The organism is Pseudoalteromonas sp. 31A1 (assembly GCF_011378815.1).
GTDB lineage: Bacteria > Pseudomonadota > Gammaproteobacteria > Enterobacterales > Alteromonadaceae > Pseudoalteromonas > Pseudoalteromonas arctica.
Genome location: NZ_WTKY01000010.1, coordinates 12,605 through 32,156, shown reverse-complemented (window position 1 = coordinate 32,156; position 19,552 = coordinate 12,605). Strand labels below are relative to the sequence as shown.

The window sequence follows — 19,552 nt, the reverse complement described above, 5'->3', positions numbered from 1 at the left end:
AAGCCGAAGAATAAATTCTTCGGCTTTTTAACACACATAGTCTTTTAAACTATTTAACCAGTTACGAAAACTGATTAAACAAGCTATCTGTACTTAAACCTTCTTGTTGCAAAATGTCTTTTAAGCGACGTAATGCTTCTACCTGAATTTGTCTTACACGTTCACGTGTTAAGCCTATTTCGCGGCCTACATCTTCAAGTGTAGATGGCTCGTAGCCAAGCAATCCAAATCGACGTGCTAACACTTCGCGTTGTTTAGGGTTCAATTCACCTAACCAATCTACAATGTGCTTATTAATATCATTGTTTTGTACTTCGCCTTCAGGGCCAGCACTTTTTTCATCAGGAATGATATCAAGTAAAACACTGTCGTTTTCACCACCAATCGGCATGTCTACTGATGCAATTCTTTCGTTTAAACGTAGCATTTTAGTTACGTCTTCAACGGGTCTATCTAGGCAAGCTGCAATTTCGTCAGCTGTTGGCTCATGGTCAAGTTTTTGAGTTAATTCTCGAGCTGTACGTAAATAAACATTAAGTTCTTTAACTACATGAATAGGTAAGCGAATGGTGCGAGTTTGATTCATAATGGCACGTTCAATTGTTTGACGTATCCACCATGTAGCGTAAGTTGAAAATCTAAAGCCACGCTCAGGGTCAAATTTTTCAACTGCGCGGATTAAACCTAAGTTCCCTTCTTCAATTAAATCGAGTAAAGCCAGGCCGCGGTTGTTGTAACGGCGTGCTATTTTAACAACTAAACGTAGGTTACTTTCAATCATACGTTTGCGTGAGGCTTCACAACCTCTAAGTGATTTACGAGAAAAAAACACTTCTTCTTCTGCACTAAGCAAAGGAGAAAAACCAATTTCGCCTAAATAAAGTTGGGTTGCATCAAGATTTTTAGTGACTTCTTCTTTAGCAAAAATTTCATCATCTTCTACTTTATCTAGTAGAGTTGTGCTTTCATCAGCAGCGATGTCATCGAATTTTTCGTCAGTCGTAGTGTGTGTGTCAAGTTTTGCTGCGCTAGCCATAAGCCTTCTCCCGAGCAATTATCAATACCTAAAAATTAGGGTAGGTATTTAGCAGGATTGACAGCTTGCCCTCGGTAGCGAATTTCAAAACGAAGCGCGGTGACCGGAGACTCTGAATTACCAATTTCTGCTATTTTTTGTCCTGCCTTAACCTTCTGCTTTTCTTTAACAAGTAATTTCGAGTTATGTGCATAAGCACTTAGGTAATCATCATTATGTTTCAATATGATTAAACTACCGTATCCTCGAAGAGCGTTACCCGCGTATACCACTGTTCCTTGTGCCGCAGCTAAGACTGAAGCCCCTTTGCGATTAGTAATCTGTAAACCTTTATAACCGTTTTCCTTATTAGAAAAGCGTTTGGTAATTTTGCCCTTTGCAGGCCAAGACCATTTAACTTTACTGCTCGACAAACGTTTAGTATTACTAACTTTGTTACTGGCTTGTTTCTGAACATACTCTCGTTGTTTTGGGGGATCAAGCTCTTTCTTTAATATTATGTTATTTTTTTGTGTGTTTTTTATAGACTTTTTACTCAAGTTCGTATATTTTTCATCCCTTTTAATTTTTTCAGGCTTAGGGATTAAGGAGATATTTTGCCCAGGAAAAATGGTGTAAGGTGATGGAATTGAGTTGTTTTTTGCTAGTAACCTAAAATCCTGCCCGGCACTAAAAGCGATAGAATAAAGCGTATCTCCTCTTTGCACTTTATAACTACTTCCATTAATGTTAATAGTATGACCTAAATCATTAACATTATTATTTAGGCTGCTAACAGGTGCTGGAATATGGCGAGAAGAACAACCAAAGAGAAAAATACTAATAAATATAGTCACATACAGTAAAAACTGTTTATTCATTGTATTTTTCTCCCAAATTAGACAATTGATATTTTTAACGCTTAACGCAATAAAAAGCACGCTAGTACAATTAATACCACTAATCCCCAACCAAGTATTTCAATATACTGACGTAATTTTGCTTCCATTTTAGCCCCGCCCCACTTCATTAAAGCTGAAACTAAAAAGAAACGTGCACCGCGCCCAATAGCTGATGCGAGTAAAAATGGCAAAAATGCCATTTGCAAAACACCTGCGCCAATTGTAAATACTTTATATGGTATCGGCGAAAAACCAGCTAAAAACACAACCCAAACACCGTAATCTTTAAACCAATTTAACGCGATATCAAACTTTTCTTGCCAGTGCATTTGTGCAATTAATGGCTCAACAACAGGTTCGAATAACCAAAAACCGAGTAAGTAGCCAATTATGCCACCAAAAACCGACGCTATTGTGGCAAAGCTTGCAAAGCGCCATGCTTTTTTAGGTTGCGCAAGCGACATAGGTGCAAGCATTACATCGGGTGGTATTGGAAAAAAAACTGACTCTGCAAAGCTCATTGCAGCTAAATAACGTTCCGCATGACGGTGTTTTGCCCACACTAGGGCCATATCGTATAATTTGGTAAACAACTTCAAAATGAATTCCTATTCAATATCGCCAGGTACTAGCGGCACAAATCTAACGGGAGCAATAACATGCTCTTTATAATTATCGCCTTTGCGGATAACCATTATTAATTTTTGATCACTCTCACCAATTGGGGCTAATAACACGCCACCATCGGCTAACTGATCAAGTAAGTCTTGCGGTACTTTAGAGGCCGCTGCAGTCACTATAATACCATCAAACGGTGCTTGTGATTGCCAGCCTTGCCAACCATCGCCATGCTTCATGGTTACATTATATAAATCGAGTTGCTGCAACCTGCGTTTTGCCTGCCACTGAAGTGTTTTAATACGTTCTACCGAGTAAACCTTAGTAAACGTTTTAGCTAATATTGCAGTTTGATAGCCAGACCCAGTGCCAATCTCCAATACTTTATCGCGCACACCAGCTAAGCGAAGTAGCTCTGTCATGCGCGCTACTATATAAGGCTGAGAAATAGTTTGCCCTTGCCCAATAGGTAACGCTGTATTTTCATAGGCTTTGTGTTTTAACACATCATCTATAAAAATATGGCGAGGAATGTCAGCTATAGCACTGAGTACTTGTGTATCTTCAACGCCTTCACGCTTTAGTAAGTCAGATAACGCTTTTGCACTGCGAGTATAATTAGCGAGCACGATTAATCTCCAAATCGGCTAACCAGTCTCCTACGGCTTTTAAGCTATCTTTTGCTGTCATATCAACACTCAATGGCGTCACCGATGCATAGCCATTGTTAATAGCGTGAAAATCGGTCCCCTCTCCTGCATCGCTTTCAGTCCCTAGCGATCCATACCAATAAATATCACGACCCCAAGGATCGGTTTGTTTGGTCATGGTTTCGGCTTTATGGCGAGCGCCTAGGCGTGTTACTTGCACCCCTTTTAATTCACTTAATGGAATATCTGGCACATTAATATTTATTATTTGATCTTTTGGCAGCGGGTGCGAAGCCAAGCCTTTAATAATATTTACGGTAACCGCGGCGGCTGTTTCAAAATGCTCGCCCTTATGTGAGCAAAGCGATACTGCAATTGCAGGTAAGCCTAAATGGCGACCTTCAGTTGCAGCTGCAACAGTGCCAGAGTAAAGCGTATCGTCGCCTAAATTGGCACCATGGTTAATACCAGCAACAACAAGGTCTGGTTTTTCATCAGCTAACTGGTTTACACCTAAATGTACGCAATCAGTAGGCGTGCCATTAACCGACATAAAACCATTTTCGAGCGTTGTAGCTCGCAGCGGGTTCATTAATGTTAAAGAATTACTTGCGCCACTACAGTTACGATCGGGTGCAACAAGGGTTACATCAGCAATTTGTATAAGCGCCTGATATAAAACTGCAATGCCTTTAGCATTTACGCCATCGTCGTTACTTAACAGTATCTTCATTTATGCCATTATCCTTTTCTTTGCGCTCTCGTGGGCTTGCATCTGTGTAATCCACCAGTTCGCGTAATAATGCGGTTGCAAAACACCCTTTAGGCAAACCAAAACTCAGTTTTAAACTGGTTTCATCTATGGTCTCAACCGTTAAGTTTTGCGGAATTAAACGCAGCATTCTGCGCTCATTTTTAAGGCCTAGCTCACCTAAGCCATCGCACCATGCTTGATATGGTTCGAGCCATACTTTCTCTTGCTCGGTTAAGCCTTTTTCACTTTTACCTACCATAGGTGCCGACATCATAATATCGCCAGTGGCTAGTCGCTCTATGTTTTCGTCGTTAATTGCGTCTTCAAAAAATGCGTTACTGCCGCTAAGCATAAATACTTCACGGTGCATTGTTTTAGCTAAACCATGTTCTTTTACACGTAGGCTTACTAATTGATTAAACACATGTGAGCGCGCTGCTGAAATAATAATACCGCGCAATTTTTTATCGCGAATGCGCTCACCAGCAAACATTTTTTCTGCCATTACTAAGTTATGACCGCCATGCCCAAAACGTTGTTCGCCAAAGTAATTGGGCACACCTGCGCGCACGGCATTAATACGACATAGAATATCAAGGGGCTTGGTTACATTACGCAGCGTAATAGTAAATTTATTACCTTTGTGGCAACCCGTGCGTAATTTACGGTCGTGGCGCTGTTGCGACACAATAAAAATACTCTCGCTATTTAAATCGCTAAAATCGATAGGCTTTTTAATCGGTACTTTTACGCTAAACCACTGCGAGCACACTCCGTGGCGATCTTTCATGCCGGCGTAACTTACGTCTCGTGGTGACACACCCGCACGCTGTGCAATTAGCTTTGCAACGTATTGCGTATTTTCGCCTTTTTTAACCACCTGCAAACACACGTGTTCGCCACTGCCGGTAAATTCTATACCTAGGTCTTCATCAACCATAAAGTCTTCGGCAGTGGTTTTAAAATCTGCCTTAGAAAGCGGTGCACCGTATAAATAATTTAAATCGCTCATGCGTTTTTTGTACTCGTAAACTCTTTACTCATAATAACCACTGCATGGCTCGAAATACCCTCTTTACGCCCTTCAAAGCCTAGCTTTTCGGTAGTAGTGGCTTTAACGTTAATTTGCGAAAGGTCACAATTTAAATCGCAGGCTAAATTAGCGCGCATAGCTTGAATGTGTGGCAGCATTTTAGGCGCCTGTGCAACAATAGTTACATCGCCATTGCCAAGTACATAACCTTGCTCTTTAGCCAAGCCAACTACATGGCGAAGTAAAATACGGCTGTCGATATTTTCATACTCGCTTGCCGTATCTGGAAAGTGCTTACCAATATCACCCATTGCAAGCGAGCCTAAAATAGCATCGCATAATGCATGAATAGCCACATCGCCATCTGAGTGCGCTAAAAAGCCTTGTGGATAATCAATTTTTTCACCACAAATAGTTAACGGGCCTTCGCCGCCAAATTTATGTACGTCAAAACCATGGCCAATTCGTATCATAATGCACTCTCGTTTTGTTGTTTATGTAACAAAAACCCAGCCAAGTCTAAATCCTCTGGCGTGGTTATTTTAATATTATCGCTGCGACCTGCTACAAGCTTTACTGGCTTACCCGCCCATTCAATAGCACTGGCTTCGTCTGTAATAGTTGCCCCACTTGCTAATGCGCCTTGAAGTGCATTTTTAAGCTCGTCATATTTAAAAAACTGCGGGGTAAGTGCTTGCCATAAATCGTCTCGTGGCACAGTTTGTAGGGCATGAGTGTGGCCGCGTTTTATGGTGTCTTTTACTTTGCTAGCTAAAATACCACCTTCATCAGCGCGTATACATTCATCAATTAAACGCTCTATATCACTGATATTAACTAGCGGACGCGCAGCATCGTGCACCAACACCCATGTAGGCGGGTTAGGCGCTAAAAAAAGTAAGCTATTAAGTACTGAATCTGCTCGCTCTTTTCCACCACTGGCTCGCACAATGCGATTATCAAGCAGTGGGAGTTCGTCAAAATAGGGGTCGCTGTCGCTGAGGGCAACAACAATAGAGCTTAATTGGGGTAATTGAGAAAGTTTAGCTAAGGTATGCTCTAAAATAGTTTTACCAGCTAATTGTATGTATTGCTTAGGCGCATTGTGCTGCATTCTACTGCCAACACCCGCTGCAGGAACAATTGCAGCAATAGTCTGTTTATTTGTCATATTGTTTGCCCGGTAAAACACGAATAAATGTTTCGTCCGGTTTAATCATTCCCAATTCGTTGCGTGCACGCTCTTCAATGCCTTCTTGGCCAAGCTTTAAATCTTCAATATCTGCTTTAAGCACTTTATTTCGTTTAATGAGCTTTTCGTTGGTTTGTTGATGCGATGCAACAGCACCTTTTAGCCGTGTGTAGTCTTGTAAACCATTATGACCAAACCATAATCTGTATTGTACAAACAGTGCTAAGCACAGTAAGCCAACTTGAAAAATACGCATTTAACACTCCTTATTTTAAATTCCAAATACCTTAACTTTCATACGCTAAGGGGCGCTTTAGATTGCGCCAATTAATACTACCCGCTAAAAGCATTTCACGTAGTGATAAAACCCGTGGCATACAACGCTTCGAAAATTGCCACTGGTGCCCACAACATGCCCCCGTTAAACTCACTTTACTTGGCTTTATTAGCTGAGCATTTTGTTGCTCGAGCCCATTACCTAAAAAATCAAACCAACCGAGCTCATTGCAATGCAGCTTATTTTCACCTAACTGATCAATGCTATCTATTCTAAGGCGCACCTGATCGTAACCATGCAATATAACGGGCACTATAAGCCCCACTTTGGCATACGTTTGATAAAAAAGTTCATTAGCGTGAACATTCACATCGGGTGGAGTCGGTTTTTGCTTTTCAAGCCACGTCCCGTTTTGCGCATCCAGCGTAAAAGGCGTGTCGCCATTAGCTACTAACGTTGCCGCTCGCTCAATATAATAAGGTAGGCTTTTTAACTGGCGGCGCAATTTCTTGGCATTAGGCTCTGCAACTAATCGCTGAACCTCACGCTGATAAAACGCATTACACAATTGTGCATACAACACTTTTTGTGCATCAGTTTGCCAAATTTCAACTTGCTGCTGAGCACCAAGTGACTGATTTTTAGCGACCAATAGCTATACTCAAAAATATTCAGGTAAATGTTTTATAACACAGTATTGAGTATTTTTTAAGCGCAGCGCACTATTTAAGCGCTTGGCTTTTCACCTAATTTTGCTTTACCTGATTCTAAAAATTGCACAACCGTATTACGCTTTTTACCGATCAATAAACTGCCATCGGCTAAAAACATAAAGTTTTGCCAATTGCGTTTAAATACATCAAACGTCGTTTCGATAATATTATCGCGCGCCATACAAAAATAAACCGTGGTATTAGCTTCCCAATCTAAAAAAGTTAAGATTGCTTCTGGTGGTTGCGCATCACCATTTTCCCATGCATCTTGCCAATCTACTTCTTGGCTAAGGCTTTTTTCTTGTCCGCACCAATCGGTGTCTTCAAAAAAATCTGGGTGGTCAAACTCACGGCTCACCATGGTTGTCCAAAGTACGGCTGCACGCTCATCGCCCATAGGCTTTATTTTTGCTGCGTCTTCATCAGATACAGGTAAGTCTTTATGACGAAAAACCCATGCTTTTTTGTAATCATCTAGCGAAATATAGTTCATAGTGTTGGCAAATTAGTTAACATTAAAAGTGCAAAGCCAAATTATACAAGAGATCAAAACATGACTACAGCAATAAAACCACTTTCCCTCAAACCAGGTATGTACCAACACTACAAAGGGCCGCAATACAAAGTTATTCACGTTGCCACCCATAGCGAAACCGAGGAACAACTTGTGATTTACCAAGCACTCTATGGTGAATTTGGAATCTGGGCACGTCCACTTAGTATGTTTTTAGAAACCATTGAAAAAGATGGAGAGGTCATACCGCGTTTTGCCTACCTTGGACCTGCCGTTTAACTATGGCATTATAACAAAACAACTTACTCCTCAGACCAGACAAGGGTACACCGTGCAATTTAATTCTACTGACAATTACATCGCAAGCAGCTCGCTAAAACAGGCAGTAAATGCGGCCATTATGCTCGAAAAACCACTTTTAATTAAAGGCGAACCCGGCACAGGTAAAACCATGCTGGCTGAGGAGTTAGCTAAAAGTTTAGATACAGTACTTATTCAGTGGCATATAAAATCGACCACTAAAGCACAGCAAGGCTTGTACGAGTACGATGCGGTTTCGCGCCTGCGCGACAGCCAATTAGGTGACGAACGTGTACACAATATTGGTAACTACATTGTTAAAGGTAAGCTTTGGCAAGCATTTACTCATGCAGAACTACACGGTAAACGCCCAGTGCTTTTAATTGATGAAATAGATAAAGCCGACATAGAGTTTCCAAACGATTTACTACTTGAGCTTGATAAAATGGAGTTTCATGTTTACGAAACTAATGAGCGCATTGTCGCAAAAGAGCGCCCTATTGTGATCATCACTTCCAATAATGAAAAAGAATTGCCGGATGCATTTTTACGCCGCTGCTTTTTTCACTATATTGATTTTCCTAGCAGCGATGAAATGCAGCAAATTATTGACGTGCACTACCCTAACGTTAAACAAAATTTAGTACGCCAAGCACTCGAAGTGTTTTTTAACCTGCGCGACGCAAACGGCCTTAAAAAGAAGCCATCCACCAGCGAATTACTCGATTGGCTTAAATTACTAATGGCTGAAGACATAGACGCTAAAACACTGCACGATAAAGCTAAAAAAGGTGGCTTAATGCCCATGTTTGGCGCATTACTTAAAAATGAGCAAGATATAAGCCTAATCGAAAAACTTGCCTTTATGAGCCGCCGTTAAGATGTTGATTGCGTTTTTCTTCAAACTGCGTGAATACCGCTTGCCTGTAAGCCTGCGCGAGCTACTCGATTTAATAAACGCCTTAAAAAAAGGCGTTATATTTGCCGACGTAGACGCCTTTTACCATTTAGCACGCACCATAATGGTAAAAGACGAAACGCACTTTGATCGATTCGACAAAGCCTTTAGCGACTACTTTAGTGGTATTGCTGACCTCGATTTGCTCGAGAGTTTAAAGCAACAGCACAACCTACCTGAAGACTGGCTACGTAAAGAGTTTGAAAAAAACTTAAGCGATGAAGAAAAAGCTCAGCTAAAAGCTATGGGTGGGCTCGACGAGCTTATGAAAACCCTAAAAGAGCGTTTAGAAGAGCAACAAAAACGCCACGCAGGCGGCAATAAATGGGTGGGCACTGGCGGCACATCACCTTTTGGTGCATACGGCTATAATCCAGAAGGCGTGCGTATAGGTCAAGACGGCAATCGTAACCGCCAAGCGGTAAAAGTGTGGGATAAACGAGAATACAAAAACCTCGACACCGACAGAGAAATTAGTTCGCGCACAGTTAAACTCGCCCTTAAAAAACTACGTAAATTTGCCCGCACTGGCGCAAGCGACACGCTTGATTTAAACGAGACTATTCGCGCTACTGCAAAACAAGGCGGCATGCTTGATGTAAAAATGGCACCTGAGCGCCACAATGCCGTAAAAGTATTGATGCTGTTTGATATTGGCGGCTCAATGGATGACTACATTCATACCTGCGAAGAATTATTTAGTGCCGCCCACGGTGAGTTTAAACACCTAGAGTTTTACTACTTTCATAACTGTTTATACGAGCACGTGTGGCAAGATAACGCGCGCCGCCATTCAAACGTAATAGACACCATGACGCTCATAAACAAGTTTACCAGCGACTACAAAGTAATATTTGTAGGCGATGCCACTATGGGCCCATACGAAATAGCCTACCCTGGCGGCTCAGTAGAGCACTATAACGAAGAGCCTGGCAGTGTATGGTTATCACGAGTCACCAACCACTTTGATAAAGTCGCTTGGCTCAACCCACAACCCGTTGAACACTGGCCGTACTATCAATCAATTGGCTTTATAAAAGAGCTAATGAACAACCGCATGTATGCGCTGAGTTTAGATGGGATAAGTAGAGCGATAAAAGAGCTGAGTTAAAATGAATAATAGGAATATATTAAAATTAGTTTTGTTTGCATCACTTATTATAAATATGGTTTTTATTACTATCTTTATAAGTGACTCTAAAAAGGATGAAAGCATTTATTTATTAGCAAGCAATGTTGAAGCTAAATGCTTGAATGATTGGAAATCACAAGACTCTAGGGTGCCTTTTATTACCTCTCATCAAATTTTAGGGCCAGATCCTTTTACTGAATATAACCTTTTAGAGCTGGGAGGTTATGATCAGTCAACATCTTTCACATACGAATTCTCAGCATGTTTTAAAGATAAATTTTCTACAGTAAGAACAATTGCAGAGATGAAATATGCTATTGATTTCATGGGTAAGCAATCAAAAAATGTTGGATTTTATAAATCACCAAATTCTGATGAAATTGTTGTTTACTCAAATGAGTAACAATTAAACTAGATTGGCTAAACTCATAACTCGTTGAGCATTAGCTGTACTATCAATCAATTGGCTTTATAAAAGAGTTAATGAACAATCGCATGTATGCGCTGAGCTTAGATGGGATAAGTAGAGCGATAAAAGAGCTGAGTTAAAGGAATAACATGAAAAAAAGTATTTATTTAAATGAATGGCTTGTTTGTACCCTTCTTATACTTATTGGATTCATCGTAGGTATTTCTACGAATTCAATTATGGATATACTATTAAGCAAATTTAAACAGGATAGCCTTGCTAATTGGATAACTTCTACCAGTACTTTCTTGATCATGATTGGGACAATTGCTCTAGCTTATCTAGCCTGGAATGCCAGAAATTCTTGGCTTACACAAAAGTCTATTGAAATGAAATTAGAGCTTCTAGGTAATATAGTTAATTACTTCGTTAGTATAAGTGAGTATGTTAGTCAGAGTAATGAATTTGGAAAGCAGCACAACAACGTAAAAGAACTAATCTCTAAACTCAGGCTAAATGGTGGATCAAATGACGATGCATTAAAGAGAGATATTGAGGTGCAACAAAGCTTTTTGGATAAAATACATAGTGATATGGAGCAAATAGTAATAAACATTGAAAGTTCTAAAAAAGGAATTTTCATTAGTTTAGCTAAACTACCTTCAGACAAATACCAATCAAATTTAATTGTCTCAAAGATGATATACCTGAAAGCAAGTCATGCCCACTTAGATTTTTCAAGTTTTTATTATGAAATTAATAATTACTATGAGCAACTACAAGAGTTACTTTTCCCTGATGAACAAAGGTTAGCTCTTCCTGCATCGGAAGAGTCCCATCCATGAAGTGAATAGCCTTGCGGTTATTTAAATGCAAACCAAGTACAAGTAATGGAAGTGGGGATTCCTATTTATTTTAGCTTTCAAAACAGTTTATCTAAATGCCCTCACTTTTGTAAGGTTTATAAAACTCAGCTATATGGCTCAATGTTTCGGACTGACGCTGCACAAGCTTCAACAATGTTATTACTTGCCCATTTGGTGCGCTGCGTCCTTGCTCCCAATTTTAGAACGTTCTTGCTTATGTATTCTAGATGTTTCTAGAATATTCACTATTTCATCGGTTGAAATGGCAAGGTCATTAAGCTCACTTACTGTTTGAATCTGTAACGTAAGTACACCTTGTGAATGCGCTTTAGCATCATCAAGTGCTGTAGTTAATTCTGAAAATAAATCACGTTTGCTCATTACGTCATCTCCTAAAAACTCTTTTATTGCTTTTTTGCTCTGGTGTAAACGGTGAACGCATACAACTCAAAGTGCTTTACTCATAAACAAGCTGTACGGGTCTAGCTCATAATCACCAAACGGTTCACATTCTTTAAAACCAAATTGAGAATAAAGCTTTTGCGCGGGTAAAAACGCCTTTGCCGTGCCAGTCTCTAAACTTAACTTTTTATAACCACGCAGTGTGGATTGCTCAATAATATGGGTGAGCAATTTAGCAGCTATGCCTTGGCGTAAGTAGCTGCTTGATGTACGCATTGACTTAATTTCGCCATGCGTTGTATTTAGTGCTTTTAAAGCACCAACACCCGCTAAATTATTATCAATCCATAAGCTATAAAAGGTTATATTGGGCTGAGTAAGTTTAGTTACATCCAGTGCATGTACGCTCTCCGCAGGTGAGTGTTTTAGCATATCGTTATGATGCCCTTGTAGTAGCTTTATAACGTGTGGGTTTGAAAGTTCACCTGTTCTAATATCCATTTATACCTCGTTTAATCCTAGAATTTAATGCTTGAGGGCTTTAGGGCTTTAATTAAAACCCTAAAGTAAGGGGTTATATTTAGGCTGCTAGCTCCCACACTATAAACGCTACTGCAAAACCTACTAAATACACTAGTCCTAACCACGTTAAGCTACGTAATAACACGCTGTGTTTTATTGCTAAATCAAACTAGACATCCACCTTAATTAAACAAACAAAGCTATCTCAATTAAGATAGGTGTTGTCTTAATTTTTTTACCTCGCGAGTAGTAAAAAAAAACCAAAAACGCGGCTTAAAGCCGCGCCTACAAATATAACCCTAATCCTGTAGGCGCGAGTTTACCTCGCGAACATGCTTAATAAAACATACTTAACAACAAAATTTAGGGTGGGTGTTTTGTTGGTGTCTTGTTTATTTTTGTTTTATGAGCGACCTGATAAAAAGCGGATCGTTACCCAAATCAGAGGGCGAGTATTTTTTTGTTCGCACTACTGAATAACTTATTTACACGTGGTTTTCAATTGTGAGTAAGGGTAATCTTTACCAAATTGAACTTTTGATTAAAACCGTTATAATTCACGCACTTTTGATTAAAGCGGTTGTAATTCATCCATTATGAAAAATATTTTTATTGTTATTTTACTCATTTTAGCCGGTTTTTTTGGCTACAACTATTTCACTTCCAACTCGACAAAAGTTGTATTAGATAGCGCATCCGAAACTTCAACACAAAAACTTGCTAACAATTGGGATGATATCACTCTTCCAAAAGAGATTGAAAATCATTCAAATATTGAAGCTTGTGATACAACAGAGGCAAACATTTGTTTTGGCTCAGGAAGTATATTTTACAAAGAAACCAAAGATGTGACTGTAGCAAGCTTAGTATCAACTGCAGAAACATCGCGTTACGGTGTCCAGGTTAAAAAAACAGGTGAGCTGTTTGTGTTTTCTATAGAGAATGACATTTCTGACGACGAACTGGATTTTGGTAATATTGCTTGTTACAAATATGAGGGTAGTGAAGAAGGCTTTACCGAAACGCGTGAATTAAAATTAGATATTTACGGTACAAAAGTAACAGGGACAAAGTTAGGTTACTCCCAATCAGTTGAATACAGCGTTGGGTATGAAGGTATTGTTGAAGGAGTACTAAACAGCCTTGGAGGAAATACTGTAAATGCTATCACTACACTTACTATTGCAGATGGAGCGGAGATCCGCCAAGAAGAAATATACATTTTAGGTGAAAACTCAATGACTGAAATGCGATATCGTTTAGTCGATGATTTTAAAAATAGTATTTTACGTATCGATAAGAGTATAAAAAAATCCGCAGAAGGTCAGATTTTCCCTATTGAGTATAAATATAACAAAGTAGAGTGCCCGTTATAGGGCTTCGATCTTTAATTAGGCTGCCAACTTCCAAATTATAAAAGCTAAAGCAAAACCAACCAAGTACACTAAGCCTAACCAAGTTAAACTACGTAATAGCACGCTGTGCTTAATAGCTGGCTCTGAGCGTACAAGACTAAAGTTAAGCCATGCAAAAATAGGCGTTGTAACAAATGAAAGCGTCATCGCAAAGGTAAGCATGGGGCCAAGGGCTGATTTAAAAAATAAAATAACCGCCATACCGGCAAGAGCTTGTAGTATTAGCCAAATATTTAAGCTGTGTTTCGATTGCTTAAAGCCAAGTAACTTATGCGATTCGTTTAAAGTACGCGCGTAACCATCTAGTACAGTTAATGTGGTGCCAAACATACATAAAAATGCGATTGCTGATACCAGCGGCCTTGCCCACTCGCCTATTGTTAATGCGTACATATCAATAAGCTGTTTGGCAAACGCGACACCACCGAGTTCTATACTGCTGGTTTGCCCGTATTGCACTAATACGCCTAAGCTAAAAAATACCAAGGCTAAGCCGGCTGTAAGCCAGTAACCTACGTTAAAATCGAACAGGCCTTGGCTTTTAGTGACGGTTTGCTGCGCTTGTTTTTCTTTTAGCCATAAAGAACTTAATGCAGATATTTCGATAGGCGCTGGCATCCACCCCATTAAAGCCACCATAAAACTCAGCATTGCAAGTTCGTACGGTGAAGGCCCTACATAGTCAGCAGGTGCCATTGGACCGTTACTAAATGCTATAGCAAGAGCAATTAATGTTGCAAGTGTAAGCAGCCCCATAATGCCTTTGGCAACGTTATCGAGCGCTTTAAAGTGCCCAAGTAGTAATATAACTAAACATACCCCTAGCAGCATCCAACAAAGTAAGGTTACTTCAATAACAATAGGTAGAGCGTAATGCAGTAAGCTTGCGGTAAGCAGTAATACGCCGGCGGTATTAACAACGGCGGCTACAATGTTTAAACCAATAAAGCTGTAAAAATAAAATGGACCTTTGCTTTTGTAACCCTCCACCAAGCTATTTTTAGTGGCGAGTGTGTACTCCATACCAAAGCGAAAAAACGGATACTTTAAAACATTAACAACAAGTATTAGCCAAAATAATTGCCAGCCAAATATTGCTCCAGCTTGTGTAGAGGCAACTAAGTGAGAACCACCAATAGCGGCCGTTGCCATTAAGATCCCAGGTCCAAGCGCACCTATTTTAGATTTCCATACTGCTTTTGTTTTCTGCATTAATTTCTCAAAATATGTGTGTTGTGTGTTCTTTTTATTAACTTTTATAATTAATAAACTGCAAGAACGCATAACTTACCTAAATTACAGGCAATAAAAAAGAGCCATGCGGCTCTTTTTTACAATACTTTGTGACTAATTCTTATTTAAGATCCATCTCTTGGATGATCTCGTGTGCGATTTCAGGTGTCGTGCTTACAGGCTTTTCGTGTAAGTTAGCTTTTATTTGCCCTTTTCGATGTTTTAGTGCCGCATCGAGTTTTTTAGCTGCGCTTGCAATGGCAGGGTACATAACTTCGTTTTCCCCTTTTACCGATATGCGCGTGCCTTCGTAATTTGTGCTAATTTCAGCTTGGATCTTATGATGCTCTTTAGACAAAATAATATCGAGCGCAATAAGCGATGGGAAATGGCTCTCGATTTTTGAAAATTTTTCGTTGATGTGCTCTCTAATAGAGTCAGTAACTTCAACATGGTGACCAGAAAGATTAATTTTCATAGGGTATCCTTTTATTTGTTACCTACAATTAGTATTGGGGGCTATTTAGATTAACACAAGGAAAAAAGAGAGATATTTGAGGATTATTTACGGCTTTTGGTGATTTAAATCATGTGTTGCGCAAAGTTTATGCAAAGCCCACATTGCATGGGCTTTCAGACGTCTACTTAACTTAAGCTCTGATTGATTAATCTGTGTACGAACAACAGTAGTCAGCAAAATCAGATACTTTTACTTTAAAGCTTACGTTTGCATCTACATTAAACGATTCACCTGCATTAAATGTTTTCCACTCACTTGCACCTGGTAATAAAATATCCCATTGGCCAGCTAAAAGCTCCATGCACTCTTTTTGGTTTGTATCAAAAACAAACTCACCTGGTTGCATAAAGCCTAACGTTTTTGCTTCGCCATCGCCTAAAATAACGGTACGGCTCGACACTTTTCCGTCAAAATATACATTGGCTTTTTTTACTACACTCACGTTATCGAACTTTGGCATTTTTAGCTCCTGCTATTAATTTAAGATTTTTATTTATAAATTTTATCGCACTACCTTGCCTGATAGCTTACTTTCTTGCAAGGAAAGCTGCATTGATCAAGGTGAAGTTGCTTCATGTAAGGGCATAAAAAAACCCGCAACATGTGCGGGTTTTTCAATTACTTACTTTATTTAATCAAAGCGATTAAAAAAGCTCGTTTGCTTTGCTTACAATGTTTGCCACTGTAAAACCAAAGTGCTCAAACAGCTCGCCTGCAGGTGCTGACTCACCAAAGGTAGTCATACCTACTACTGCGCCGTTTAGGCCTACGTACTTGTACCAGTAGTCAGCAATACCAGCTTCTACTGCTACGCGGCGTGAAACAGATGCCGGTAATACGCTTTCTTTATATGCTGCGCTTTGATCTTCAAAGGCATCAGTACATGGCATAGATACAACACGTACCTTTTTACCTTGGCTGCGTAGCTCGCTTGCTGAATCTTGTGCTAGTTGCACTTCAGAGCCCGTCGCAATAAAGATAATCTCTGGATTGCCGTCACAGCTAAGGATGTAACCACCCTTTTTAACATCTGCTAATTGCTGTGCGTCACGTGCTTGTTGCTCAAGACCTTGGCGAGTAAAGATTAACGATGTAGGACCATCTTTACGCTCAATAGCTTGTTGCCATGCAATTGCCGACTCTACTTGGTCACATGGACGCCAGTTGTATAAGTTAGGCGTTAAACGCATGCTTGCAATTTGCTCTACTGGTTGGTGAGTTGGACCATCTTCACCTAGACCAATTGAATCGTGCGTGTATACAAAAATGCTTGGTTGCTTCATTAATGCAGCCATACGTACAGCATTTTTTGCATATTCAACAAACATTAAGAACGTAGCACCGTAAGGAATAAAGCCTTTATGAAGGGCAATACCATTCATGATGGCCGACATACCAAACTCACGCACACCGTAGTAAATGTAGTTACCGCTTGCATCATCGCGTGTTAAACCTTTAGAGCCATCCCAAATTGTTAAGTTTGAGCCAGCTAAATCGGCTGAGCCACCCATAAATTCTGGTAATAACGGACCGAACGCATTTAATGCATTTTGCGATGCTTTACGAGACGCTGGGTTTGCTGGGTTTGCTTGTAATTGCTCAATATACGCTTGAGATTTTTCAGCCCAATCGCCAGGAAGTTCGTTGTTAATACGACGCTTGTATTCAGCTGCAAGCTCTGGGTATGCTTTTGCGTATGCTGCAAATTTTTCGTCCCAGCTTGATTCAAGCTGTTGACCTTTTTCTTTGCTATCCCATTGTGCGTAAATATCATCAGGAATTTCGAACGCATCGCCAGTCCAACCTAAAAATTCGCGAGACGCTTTAATTTCGTCATCACCTAGTGGAGCACCATGACAATCGTGGCTACCTGATTTGTTAGGTGAACCATAACCAATAATTGTTTTACAACAAATTAGTGATGGCTTGTCGGTTACACTTTTAGCCTCTGCAATTGCAGCACTTACAGCATCGCTGTCGTGGCCATCAACACCACTAATCACATGCCAACCGTACGCTTTAAAGCGCGCTGGTGTATCATCGGTAAACCAACCTTCTACTTCACCATCGATTGAAATGCCGTTGTCATCCCAAAACGCAACAAGTTTACCAAGGCCTAATGTGCCTGCAAGTGAACCTGCTTCATGTGAAATACCTTCCATAAGGCAACCGTCGCCCATAAATGCATAGGTAAAGTGATCAACAATATCGTGACCTTCACGGTTAAACTGTGCAGCTAGCGCTTTTTCAGCAATTGCCATACCTACGGCATTTGTGATCCCTTGACCTAAAGGACCCGTAGTAGTTTCGATTCCTGGTGCATAGCCATACTCAGGGTGACCTGGTGTTTTAGAATGCATTTGACGGAAGTTTTTAATTTCGTCTAGCGGTAAGTCGTAACCACTTAGGTGCAATAGAGAATATATAAGCATTGAACCGTGGCCGTTTGAAAGAATAAATCTGTCACGGTCAGCCCACTCTGGATTCGTTGGGTTATGTTTTAGATAATCGCGCCATAGTACTTCTGCGATATCAGCCATGCCCATAGGGGCTCCAGGGTGACCAGATTTGGCCTTTTGTACTGCGTCCATTGACAAGACGCGAATAGCATTTGCAAGTTCTTTGCGAGATGGCATGAATTCTCCTACCTTTATTTGTATTTGCGCGGGTATTTATGTAATCGTTTATGCTCATAAGTCACTTAAGAGCTTTTATGGCACCATTCTTACTTATTGTGGGGGCGGTGTGCAATTAAAAACCCCATAAAAATGAGGCATTATGAATATTTTTTAAGACCAAAAAGTTATTATACATTTTATTTAGACGTCTAGGCGTAAAAACACTATGCAAGATGTTTTGTTTTCGATAAAATACGCCCCTTAATTTTTTAGCGCTAATACCGACGTTTGTGAAGCGCAATATTTGTGAGCAGAATTACAATGGCAAAACATTTATTTACTTCTGAATCAGTTTCTGAAGGTCATCCGGATAAAATCGCCGATCAAATCTCTGATGCGGTACTTGATGCTATCCTAGAGCAAGACTCTCATGCCCGTGTTGCATGCGAAACTTACGTAAAAACCGGTATGGTTATGGTTGGTGGTGAAATCACTACTAGCGCATGGGTTGATATCGAAGAAATTACACGTAAAACAATTCGTGACATTGGCTACACAAATTCAGACATGGGCTTTGATGCCGATTCATGTGCAATTTTAAACACTATTGGTAAACAGTCTCCAGACATTAACCAAGGTGTTGACCGTACTAGCCCAGAAGAGCAAGGCGCTGGCGACCAAGGCTTAATGTTTGGTTACGCATGTAACGAAACAGAAGTACTAATGCCTGCTCCAATTACTTACTCACACCGTTTAGTACAGCGCCAAGCGCAAGTACGCAAAAGCGGCGAGCTTAACTGGTTACGTCCAGATGCAAAATCTCAAGTTACTTTTGCATACGAAAACGGTAAGCCAGTAGGTATTGATGCTGTTGTACTTTCTACTCAGCACAGCGAAGACATTTCGCAAAAAGATTTAGTAGAAGCTGTGATGGAAACAATCATCAAGCCGGTACTTCCTGCAGAACTTATTACAAGTGCAACTAAGTTTTTCATTAACCCAACAGGTCGCTTTGTAATTGGCGGACCAATGGGTGACTGTGGTTTAACTGGTCGTAAAATTATTGTAGATACATACGGTGGTATGGCTCGTCACGGTGGTGGTGCATTCTCTGGTAAAGATCCATCAAAAGTTGACCGTTCAGCAGCATACGCTGCACGTTACGTTGCTAAAAACATTGTTGCTGCTGGTCTTGCTGACAAGTGTGAGCTACAAGTTTCTTACGCAATTGGTGTTGCAGAGCCTACTTCTATCAGCGTTGAAACGTTTGGTACAAGCAAGCTAGAAGAAAGCCGTTTAATCGAGCTTATTCGTGAACATTTTGACCTGCGCCCTTACGGCTTAATTCAAATGCTTGATTTAGAACGCCCTATCTACCTTCCTACAGCGGCTTACGGCCACTTTGGTCGTGACGAATTCCCTTGGGAACGTACAGATAAAGCAGACGCACTTCGCGCAGCTGCCGGCCTTTAAGCCAAAATTGTTGTAGTAAATTAAAAACGGCCCTTT

The 19,552-nt window shown here is 40.3% G+C and carries 24 protein-coding genes; 7 read left to right on the top strand and 17 right to left on the bottom strand.

Annotation, left to right across the window (positions count from 1 at the left end):
- Nucleotides 1-61 precede the first annotated feature (61 nt).
- From rpoS to GQR52_RS10870, 11 genes are all read right to left on the bottom strand, one after another.
- Nucleotides 62-1,036 (bottom strand): RNA polymerase sigma factor RpoS, encoded by a 975-nt coding sequence (gene rpoS, locus GQR52_RS10920; protein WP_149594147.1) that lies wholly within the window; start codon nucleotides 1,034-1,036, stop codon nucleotides 62-64.
- Nucleotides 1,037-1,071: 35 nt separating this feature from the next.
- Complete coding sequence (locus GQR52_RS10915) at nucleotides 1,072-1,896, bottom strand: peptidoglycan DD-metalloendopeptidase family protein (RefSeq protein ID WP_165728453.1); 825 nt, start codon at nucleotides 1,894-1,896, stop codon at nucleotides 1,072-1,074.
- A gap of 41 nt (nucleotides 1,897-1,937) precedes the next feature.
- Nucleotides 1,938-2,516: a YqaA family protein gene (locus GQR52_RS10910; protein ID WP_165728452.1), complete on the bottom strand. Its 579-nt coding sequence runs from the start codon at nucleotides 2,514-2,516 to the stop codon at nucleotides 1,938-1,940.
- A gap of 9 nt (nucleotides 2,517-2,525) precedes the next feature.
- Nucleotides 2,526-3,164 (bottom strand): protein-L-isoaspartate(D-aspartate) O-methyltransferase, encoded by a 639-nt coding sequence (locus GQR52_RS10905; RefSeq protein WP_165728451.1) that lies wholly within the window; start codon nucleotides 3,162-3,164, stop codon nucleotides 2,526-2,528.
- The gene (surE, locus tag GQR52_RS10900) at nucleotides 3,154-3,918 is read right to left on the bottom strand and encodes a 5'/3'-nucleotidase SurE (protein ID WP_165728450.1); all 765 of its coding nucleotides are present in this window, start codon (nucleotides 3,916-3,918) and stop codon (nucleotides 3,154-3,156) included. The genes GQR52_RS10905 and surE overlap by 11 nt, the downstream gene beginning before the upstream one ends.
- Nucleotides 3,899-4,951, bottom strand: a complete 1,053-nt coding sequence (locus GQR52_RS10895; protein WP_165728449.1) for a tRNA pseudouridine(13) synthase TruD — start codon at nucleotides 4,949-4,951, stop codon at nucleotides 3,899-3,901. The genes surE and GQR52_RS10895 overlap by 20 nt, the downstream gene beginning before the upstream one ends.
- Nucleotides 4,948-5,445 carry a 2-C-methyl-D-erythritol 2,4-cyclodiphosphate synthase gene (gene ispF, locus GQR52_RS10890; protein ID WP_165728448.1) on the bottom strand — a complete coding sequence of 166 codons (498 nt, stop codon included), beginning with the start codon at nucleotides 5,443-5,445 and terminating at the stop codon, nucleotides 4,948-4,950. The genes GQR52_RS10895 and ispF overlap by 4 nt, the downstream gene beginning before the upstream one ends.
- Nucleotides 5,442-6,143 carry a 2-C-methyl-D-erythritol 4-phosphate cytidylyltransferase gene (gene ispD, locus GQR52_RS10885; RefSeq protein WP_165728447.1) on the bottom strand — a complete coding sequence of 234 codons (702 nt, stop codon included), beginning with the start codon at nucleotides 6,141-6,143 and terminating at the stop codon, nucleotides 5,442-5,444. The genes ispF and ispD overlap by 4 nt, the downstream gene beginning before the upstream one ends.
- Nucleotides 6,133-6,420, bottom strand: coding sequence for a cell division protein FtsB (ftsB, locus tag GQR52_RS10880; protein WP_165728446.1), 288 nt, complete (start codon nucleotides 6,418-6,420; stop codon nucleotides 6,133-6,135). Before ftsB ends, ispD begins: the two co-directional genes overlap by 11 nt.
- Nucleotides 6,421-6,451: 31 nt before the next feature.
- Nucleotides 6,452-7,093: a hypothetical protein gene (locus GQR52_RS10875; RefSeq protein ID WP_165728445.1), complete on the bottom strand. Its 642-nt coding sequence runs from the start codon at nucleotides 7,091-7,093 to the stop codon at nucleotides 6,452-6,454.
- 74 nt (nucleotides 7,094-7,167) lie between these two features.
- A complete protein-coding gene (locus GQR52_RS10870) occupies nucleotides 7,168-7,647 on the bottom strand; it encodes a DUF2947 domain-containing protein (protein WP_165728444.1) in 480 nt (159 codons plus the stop codon).
- A gap of 60 nt (nucleotides 7,648-7,707) precedes the next feature.
- Here GQR52_RS10870 and GQR52_RS10865 point away from each other — a divergent pair, with 60 nt between their 5' ends.
- The 5 genes from GQR52_RS10865 (at nucleotide 7,708) to GQR52_RS10845 (ending at nucleotide 11,312) form a co-directional block, all read left to right on the top strand.
- Nucleotides 7,708-7,947, top strand: coding sequence for a DUF1653 domain-containing protein (locus tag GQR52_RS10865; protein ID WP_165728443.1), 240 nt, complete (start codon nucleotides 7,708-7,710; stop codon nucleotides 7,945-7,947).
- A gap of 52 nt (nucleotides 7,948-7,999) precedes the next feature.
- A complete protein-coding gene (locus GQR52_RS10860; RefSeq protein ID WP_165728442.1) occupies nucleotides 8,000-8,848 on the top strand; it encodes a MoxR family ATPase in 849 nt (282 codons plus the stop codon).
- Between the two features lies 1 nt (nucleotide 8,849).
- Nucleotides 8,850-10,037: a VWA domain-containing protein gene (locus GQR52_RS10855; protein ID WP_165728441.1), complete on the top strand. Its 1,188-nt coding sequence runs from the start codon at nucleotides 8,850-8,852 to the stop codon at nucleotides 10,035-10,037.
- 1 nt (nucleotide 10,038) lies between these two features.
- Complete coding sequence (locus tag GQR52_RS10850) at nucleotides 10,039-10,461, top strand: hypothetical protein (RefSeq protein WP_165728440.1); 423 nt, start codon at nucleotides 10,039-10,041, stop codon at nucleotides 10,459-10,461.
- Nucleotides 10,462-10,616: 155 nt separating this feature from the next.
- The gene (locus GQR52_RS10845) at nucleotides 10,617-11,312 is read left to right on the top strand and encodes a hypothetical protein (protein ID WP_165728439.1); all 696 of its coding nucleotides are present in this window, start codon (nucleotides 10,617-10,619) and stop codon (nucleotides 11,310-11,312) included.
- A gap of 180 nt (nucleotides 11,313-11,492) precedes the next feature.
- Here the strand turns inward: GQR52_RS10845 and GQR52_RS10840 are convergent, their stop codons facing one another.
- Nucleotides 11,493-11,714: a hypothetical protein gene (locus tag GQR52_RS10840; protein ID WP_240914474.1), complete on the bottom strand. Its 222-nt coding sequence runs from the start codon at nucleotides 11,712-11,714 to the stop codon at nucleotides 11,493-11,495.
- Between the two features lie 66 nt (nucleotides 11,715-11,780).
- Nucleotides 11,781-12,236: a GNAT family N-acetyltransferase gene (locus GQR52_RS10835; protein WP_165728438.1), complete on the bottom strand. Its 456-nt coding sequence runs from the start codon at nucleotides 12,234-12,236 to the stop codon at nucleotides 11,781-11,783.
- Nucleotides 12,237-12,853: 617 nt separating this feature from the next.
- Between GQR52_RS10835 and GQR52_RS10830 the strand changes: the two genes are divergently transcribed.
- A complete protein-coding gene (locus GQR52_RS10830) occupies nucleotides 12,854-13,633 on the top strand; it encodes a hypothetical protein (protein WP_165728437.1) in 780 nt (259 codons plus the stop codon).
- Between the two features lie 15 nt (nucleotides 13,634-13,648).
- On the opposite strand, the gene GQR52_RS10825 is transcribed toward GQR52_RS10830, so the two are convergent.
- The 4 genes from GQR52_RS10825 to tkt form a co-directional block, all read right to left on the bottom strand.
- Nucleotides 13,649-14,884 (bottom strand): divalent metal cation transporter, encoded by a 1,236-nt coding sequence (locus GQR52_RS10825; protein WP_165728436.1) that lies wholly within the window; start codon nucleotides 14,882-14,884, stop codon nucleotides 13,649-13,651.
- A 142-nt stretch (nucleotides 14,885-15,026) separates the two neighbouring features.
- Nucleotides 15,027-15,383 (bottom strand): ribosome-associated translation inhibitor RaiA, encoded by a 357-nt coding sequence (gene raiA, locus GQR52_RS10820; RefSeq protein ID WP_007376058.1) that lies wholly within the window; start codon nucleotides 15,381-15,383, stop codon nucleotides 15,027-15,029.
- 187 nt (nucleotides 15,384-15,570) lie between these two features.
- Nucleotides 15,571-15,885 (bottom strand): pyrimidine/purine nucleoside phosphorylase, encoded by a 315-nt coding sequence (locus GQR52_RS10815; protein ID WP_002958974.1) that lies wholly within the window; start codon nucleotides 15,883-15,885, stop codon nucleotides 15,571-15,573.
- Nucleotides 15,886-16,069: 184 nt separating this feature from the next.
- The gene (tkt, locus tag GQR52_RS10810; RefSeq protein ID WP_165728435.1) at nucleotides 16,070-18,061 is read right to left on the bottom strand and encodes a transketolase; all 1,992 of its coding nucleotides are present in this window, start codon (nucleotides 18,059-18,061) and stop codon (nucleotides 16,070-16,072) included.
- 303 nt (nucleotides 18,062-18,364) lie between these two features.
- Between tkt and metK the strand changes: the two genes are divergently transcribed.
- A complete protein-coding gene (metK, locus tag GQR52_RS10805) occupies nucleotides 18,365-19,516 on the top strand; it encodes a methionine adenosyltransferase (RefSeq protein ID WP_007584761.1) in 1,152 nt (383 codons plus the stop codon).
- Nucleotides 19,517-19,552: the final 36 nt, after the last annotated feature.

Excerpts from the sequence above, each read along its gene's own strand:
- rpoS (WP_149594147.1), bottom strand. The coding sequence starts at position 1,036 with ATGGCTAGCGCAGCAAAACTTGACACACACACTACGACTGACGAAAAA.
- GQR52_RS10915 (WP_165728453.1), bottom strand. The coding sequence starts at position 1,896 with ATGAATAAACAGTTTTTACTGTATGTGACTATATTTATTAGTATTTTT.
- surE (WP_165728450.1), bottom strand. The coding sequence starts at position 3,918 with ATGAAGATACTGTTAAGTAACGACGATGGCGTAAATGCTAAAGGCATT.
- GQR52_RS10895 (WP_165728449.1), bottom strand. The coding sequence starts at position 4,951 with ATGAGCGATTTAAATTATTTATACGGTGCACCGCTTTCTAAGGCAGAT.
- ispF (WP_165728448.1), bottom strand. The coding sequence starts at position 5,445 with ATGATACGAATTGGCCATGGTTTTGACGTACATAAATTTGGCGGCGAA.
- ispD (WP_165728447.1), bottom strand. The coding sequence starts at position 6,143 with ATGACAAATAAACAGACTATTGCTGCAATTGTTCCTGCAGCGGGTGTT.
- ftsB (WP_165728446.1), bottom strand. The coding sequence starts at position 6,420 with ATGCGTATTTTTCAAGTTGGCTTACTGTGCTTAGCACTGTTTGTACAA.
- GQR52_RS10870 (WP_165728444.1), bottom strand. The coding sequence starts at position 7,647 with ATGAACTATATTTCGCTAGATGATTACAAAAAAGCATGGGTTTTTCGT.
- GQR52_RS10865 (WP_165728443.1), top strand. The coding sequence starts at position 7,708 with ATGACTACAGCAATAAAACCACTTTCCCTCAAACCAGGTATGTACCAA.
- GQR52_RS10855 (WP_165728441.1), top strand. The coding sequence starts at position 8,850 with ATGTTGATTGCGTTTTTCTTCAAACTGCGTGAATACCGCTTGCCTGTA.
- GQR52_RS10850 (WP_165728440.1), top strand. The coding sequence starts at position 10,039 with ATGAATAATAGGAATATATTAAAATTAGTTTTGTTTGCATCACTTATT.
- GQR52_RS10845 (WP_165728439.1), top strand. The coding sequence starts at position 10,617 with ATGAAAAAAAGTATTTATTTAAATGAATGGCTTGTTTGTACCCTTCTT.
- GQR52_RS10840 (WP_240914474.1), bottom strand. The coding sequence starts at position 11,714 with ATGAGCAAACGTGATTTATTTTCAGAATTAACTACAGCACTTGATGAT.
- GQR52_RS10835 (WP_165728438.1), bottom strand. The coding sequence starts at position 12,236 with ATGGATATTAGAACAGGTGAACTTTCAAACCCACACGTTATAAAGCTA.
- GQR52_RS10830 (WP_165728437.1), top strand. The coding sequence starts at position 12,854 with ATGAAAAATATTTTTATTGTTATTTTACTCATTTTAGCCGGTTTTTTT.
- GQR52_RS10825 (WP_165728436.1), bottom strand. The coding sequence starts at position 14,884 with ATGCAGAAAACAAAAGCAGTATGGAAATCTAAAATAGGTGCGCTTGGA.
- raiA (WP_007376058.1), bottom strand. The coding sequence starts at position 15,383 with ATGAAAATTAATCTTTCTGGTCACCATGTTGAAGTTACTGACTCTATT.
- GQR52_RS10815 (WP_002958974.1), bottom strand. The coding sequence starts at position 15,885 with ATGCCAAAGTTCGATAACGTGAGTGTAGTAAAAAAAGCCAATGTATAT.
- tkt (WP_165728435.1), bottom strand. The coding sequence starts at position 18,061 with ATGCCATCTCGCAAAGAACTTGCAAATGCTATTCGCGTCTTGTCAATG.
- metK (WP_007584761.1), top strand. The coding sequence starts at position 18,365 with ATGGCAAAACATTTATTTACTTCTGAATCAGTTTCTGAAGGTCATCCG.